Origin of the sequence: Streptomyces sp. NRRL S-1022 (assembly GCF_000720135.1) — a bacterium.
GTDB lineage: Bacteria > Actinomycetota > Actinomycetes > Streptomycetales > Streptomycetaceae > Streptomyces.
Genome location: NZ_JOIU01000065.1, coordinates 1 through 4,845, shown reverse-complemented (window position 1 = coordinate 4,845; position 4,845 = coordinate 1). Strand labels below are relative to the sequence as shown.

The following is a 4,845-nucleotide window of genomic DNA, read 5'->3' as shown; positions in this document are numbered from 1 at the left end:
AGGTGCCGGATGCCGTGCCGGGTCACCAGGTGCCGGGCCAGCACACCGGCCAGCGAACCGGTACCACCGGTGATCAACACCGTGCCGTCCGGATCCAGCACCTGCTCCCCCGAGTCCGCCGCACGGGCCAGCCGCGGCACGTACAACGCCGCGCCCCGCACCGCCACCTGCGGCTCACCGCTCGCCAGGACCGCGCCGAGCAACGGCCCGAGGTCCCCGGGTTCCTCGTCGGTGTCGAGCAGGACGATCTGGTCCGGGTTCTCGGCCTGCGCGGCGCGGATGAGCCCCCAGACGGCCGCGCCGCCCGGGTCGGTGACCGTCCCGTCGCCGCCCGCGGGCACCGCGCCCCGGGTGAGCACGACCAGCCGGCTGTCCTCCAGGCCGCCGCCGGCGAGCCAGGTCTGGACGACCTCCAGGGTGCGGTCGGTCACGGCCAGCGGGGTGTCGTCCGGTCCGGCCGTCACCGCCTCCAGGACGACCGCGCGGGGCAGTTCGCCCGGGGTGTCCTCGGCGAGCGTCGCCACTTCCTCCGCCGTGGTCAGCCCGAGCCAGGACGGTGTCTCCGCGTCCGCGGGCCGGGGCAGCGGGACCCAGTCGACGCCGAAGAGCATGTCGGCGCCGCCCGTGGTGCGCAGTTGCCCGGGGGCGACCGGGCGGAACACCAGCGACCGAGCGCTCAGCACGGGGCTGCCGGTCTCGTCGGCGGCTTCCAGGGCGAGCGCGTCCGGGGCGGGCCGGGTGACCCGGATCCGCAGGGCGGCGGCTCCGGAGGCGTGCAGGGTGACCCCGTTCCAGGCGAAGGGCAGCATCGTGCGGTGCTCGCCGCTGCTGAGGAACGCCTTGGTGTGCAGGGCGGCGTCGAGCAGGGCCGGGTGGAGTCCGAACTCCGTCGCGGACGCCCCCTGGTTCTCGGGCAAGGCGATCTCGGCGAAGAGTTCCTCGCCGCGCCGCCACACCGCGCGCAGGCCGCGGAAGACGGGGCCGTAGCGGTAGTCGTGGTCGCGCAGTCCGGCGTAGAAGTCCTCCGGGGTCACCTCGACGCGTTCGGCGCCGGGCGGCGGCCAGGCGGTGAGGTCGGGGTGGGCGGCGGGGCGGGTGCGGGGGGCCGGGGTGAGGACGCCCGTGGCGTGCCGGGTCCAGCCGTCGGCGCCGGCCGCGCCGTCGCGCGCGGAGTGGATGGTGACGGTACGGGCGCCCTGGTCGTCGGGTCCGCCCACACCGACCTGGACGCGGACGCCGCCCTGCGCGGGCAGGATCAGCGGGGCCTCGATGACGAGTTCGTCCAGGGTGGCGCAGCCGGCCTCGTCGCCCGCGCGGACGGCCAGTTCCACCAGGCCGGTGCCGGGCAGCAGGACGACGTCGCCCACGGCGTGGTCGGCGAGCCAGGGGTGGGTGCGCAGGGACAGCCGGGCGGTGCACAGCACGCCGCCGGTGTCGGGCATCTCGACCACCGCGCCGATGAGCGGGTGGTCGGCGCCGGCCAGTCCCAGCGAGGCGGCGTCGCCTCCGGCGGCGGGGGCGGGCAGCCAGTAGTGCTGGTGGTCGAAGGCGTAGGTGGGCAGGTCCACGGGGTGGGCGGTGGCCGGCAGGACGGCCGTCCAGTCCACGGGGACGCCCTTCACGAACAGTGCGGCCAGGGACGCCAGCAGCCGCGCGGGGCCGCCGTCGTCGCGGCGCAGGGTGCCGGTCACCAGCACGTCGGCGCCGTCGGCGGTCTCGCTGACCGCCGGGGCCAGCACCGGGTGGGCGCCGACCTCCACGAACACGGTGTGCCCGGTGGCCAGCAGGCCGGCGACGACGGGGCCGAAGCGCACCGGCCGGCGTATGTTCCGGTACCAGTAGTCGGCGTCGAGGGCGCCGGCCTCGGTGACGCGTTCGCCGGTGACGGTGGAGTGCAGAGGGATGACGGGGGCCTGGCCGCGGACGTCGCCGAACGCCTTGGCGAGGGGTTCGCGCACCGCCTCCACGTGCGAGGTGTGCGAGGCGAAGTCGCACGCGATCCGCCGGGCCCGCACGCCCCGGTCCGACAGCGTCCCGACGACCTCGTCCAGGATGCCGGCGTCCCCGGCCACCACGACCGAGGCGGGGCCGTTGACCGCGGACACCTGCACGCGGTCCGCCCAGGGTTCGACGGCGGCCGTCGCCTCGGCCTCGGGCAGGGACACCGCGATCATGCCGCCGTGCCCGGACAGCCGTTCGGCGATCACCTGGGAGCGCAGTGCCACGAGCCGGGCCGCCTCGTCGAGCGGCAGCGCTCCGGCGACGCAGGCCGCGGCGATCTCGCCCTGCGAGTGGCCCACCACCGCGTCCGGTACGACCCCGGCCGCCGCCCACACGGCCGCGAGGCCGATCATCATGGCGAAGCCCGCGGGCTGCTGGACGTCGGTGCGGCGCAGCAGGTCGTCCGGTGCCTCGCCGCGCAGCACGTCCTCCAGCTTCCAGTCCACCCAGGGTTCCAGTGCGCGGGCGCACTCGGTGATCCGCTCGGCGAACACCGGGGAGGTGTCCAGGAGTTCGCGGCCCATGCCGGTCCACTGGCTGCCCTGGCCGGGGAAGACGAAGACCACCTTGCCGGCGCCGGCCGGGGCGGGGCTTGCGGTGACCACGGCGGGGCTGCTGTCGCCGCGGGCCAGTGCGCCCAGTCCCGCCAGGGCCTCCGCCCGGGTGCCGGCCACGACGACGGCGCGTTCCGGCAGGACGGCCCGCCGGGTCACCAGGGCCGCCGCGACGTCGGCGGGCGCGGTCCCGGTGGAGTCGAGGAACGCGGCGAGCCGCGCGGCCTGTCCGGCGAGTGCCGTGGTGCCGCGGGCCGACACCACGAGCGGTACGGCGCCGGCCGTGTCCGCCGGCTCCGGCGCGGGCTGCCGCGCCGGCTCTTCGGCGGCCTCCTCCAGGATGACGTGCGCGTTGGTGCCGCTCAGTCCGAACGAGGACACGGCGGCCCGGCGCGGCCGCCCCGGGTCGGCCCAGGCGCGGGCCTCGGTGAGCAGGCGGACCGCACCGGCCGACCAGTCGACCTGGGAGGAGGGCGCGTCGACGTGCAGGGTGGCGGGCATCTCGCGGTGCCGCAGCGCCTGTACGGCCTTGATCACGCCGGCGACCCCGGCGGCGGCCTGCGCGTGCCCGATGTTGGACTTCAACGAGCCGAGCCACAACGGCTGTTCCGGGTCCCGTTCCCGGCCGTAGGTCGCCAGCAGGGCCTGCGCCTCGATCGGGTCGCCGAGGACGGTGCCGGTGCCGTGGCCCTCCACCAGGTCGACGTCCGCCGGGGTCAGCCCGGCGTTCGCCAGCGCCTTGCGGATCACCCGCTGCTGGGAGGGGCCGTTGGGGGCGGTGAGCCCGTTGGAGGCGCCGTCCTGGTTGACGGCGCTGCCGCGGATCACGGCGAGCACCGGGTGCCCCTTGCGCCGCGCCTCCGACAGCCGTTCCAGGACGACCACACCGGCACCCTCGGCCCAGCCGGTGCCGTCGGCGGCGTCGGCGTAGGACTTGCACCGCCCGTCCGTGGCGAGGGCCCGCTGCCGGGAGAACTCCATGAACATGCCGGGCCCCGCCATCACGGTGGAGCCGCCGGCCAGGGCCAGGGAGCACTCGCCGCCCCGCAGCGCCTGCGCGGCCAGGTGCAGGGCGACCAGCGAGGAGGAGCAGGCGGTGTCGACGGTCACGGCGGGGCCCTCGAAGCCGAACACGTACGACACCCGCCCGGAGGCCACGCTCGCCCCGGCGCCGGTCAGCGCGAAGCCGCCGACCTCCTCCGGCACGTCACCGCCGGAGTAGTAGTCGACGCCCATGATGCCGCTGAACACACCGACGTCGGTGCCCTTCAGCGCGAGCGGGTCGATGCCGGCCCGCTCCAGCGCCTCCCAGGACGTCTCCAGCAGCAGCCGCTGCTGCGGGTCCATGGCCACCGCCTCGCGCGGGGAGATCCCGAAGAACAGCGGGTCGAACAGCGGTGCCTCGTGCAGGAAGCCGCCCTGGCCGACGTAGGAGGTGCCGGTGTGTTCGGGGTCGGCGTCGAAGACCGCGTCGAGGTCCCAGCCGCGGTCGGCGGGGAACCCGGTGACGCCGTCACGGCCCTCGCGGACCAGGCGCCACAGGTCCTCGGGGCCGGCGACCCCGCCGGGCAGCCGGCAGGCCATGCCGACCACGGCGACCGGCTCGTCCGGGTCGTGCGTCACGGCCGGCGAGGCGGCCGCGGCCGGGGCGACGCCCTGGAACTCCTCGTGCAGGTGCCGGGCGAGGGCGAGCGGGGTCGGATAGTCGAAGACGGCGGTGGCGGGCAGGTTGAGGCCGGTGGCCTCGCGGAGCCGGTTGCGCAGTTCGACGGAGGTGAGGGAGTCGAACCCGGCGTCCTTGAACGCCGTCTCGGCCCTGACCCGCTCCGGCCCGGCGTGCCCCAGGACACCTGCGACATGGGTGCGGACCAGGTCCAGCAGCAGCGCCTCCCGCTCGGCGGCCGCCAGCCCGGCCAGCCGTCCGGCCAGGCCGTCCCGGCCCTCGCGTCCGGTCCCGCGCGCGGCACGCCGGCCCGCGCGGACCAGCCCGCGCAGCAGCGGCGGCACGGTGGCCCCGGCGCTCGCGTCGGCACGCAGCCCGCGCAGGTCCAGTTTCACCGGCACCAGCAGGGTCTGCCCGCTGCCCAGTGCCGCGTCGAACAGCTCCATGCCCTCCTCGGGCCCGAGCGCCAGCACGCCGCCCCGGCGGCTCATGCGGCTGCGGGACAGGTCGTCCAGGCCGGCGCCCATCCCGGTGGTCTGCTCCCACAGGCCCCAGGCGAGCGACCGCGCCGGGAACCCGGCGGCCCGGCGGCGCGCCAGCAGCCCGTCCATGCAGGCGTTCGCGGCG

Annotated in this window: 1 protein-coding gene; it reads right to left on the bottom strand. The window is 76.6% G+C overall.

The window, feature by feature from the left end:
- Nucleotides 1-4,845 (bottom strand): type I polyketide synthase (locus IG05_RS0140635; RefSeq protein ID WP_030349126.1); only part of this gene is annotated, 4,845 nt, incomplete at both ends.